Origin of the sequence: Sporosarcina sp. P29 (genome assembly GCF_002743265.1) — a bacterium.
Lineage (GTDB): Bacteria > Bacillota > Bacilli > Bacillales_A > Planococcaceae > Sporosarcina.
In genome coordinates, this window is the sequence record NZ_PDYX01000114.1 from 1 (window position 1) to 404 (window position 404).

Annotated in this window: 1 protein-coding gene; it reads left to right on the plus strand. The window is 56.7% G+C overall.

The window, feature by feature from the left end; genetic code table 11:
- The coding region (locus tag CSV68_RS16805; protein ID WP_143561034.1) for a HAMP domain-containing protein at positions 1–404 on the plus strand (404 nt) is incomplete at both ends.

Below are 404 nucleotides of genomic sequence, written 5' to 3' on the forward strand. Positions count from 1 at the left end.
GTCTCAAGATTATCGATGCGCTACAGGATGAACAGCAGACGGCCCTCACCAATACAGAACGGGGAGAAGGTGCCCAGGCCATTGCCCTGCTTTATGGTGCCCCCTATGAGCAGGCGCTGGAACGCGCGCAAAACCAGATTGATCACTTTCGCCAGATCCTCGACAAGCGGGTGATTGCGTCCGTGCAGGATGCCACCAAAAAATCGAAAGCGCTGCGTACGGCCTCTGAACTGATGGTTGGCCTGACCGCCCTGCTGTTTCTGTTTGTCCTGGGCTTTATCCTGAAACGCCGCGTGCTGCGCCCCGTGGTGCGTCTGAGCGACGTGGTACACCGTCTGGCGTCGCAGGATTACGCCGTCGAAACGCCGAATTTTAATCAGATTGATGAGATTGGCGATATGGCG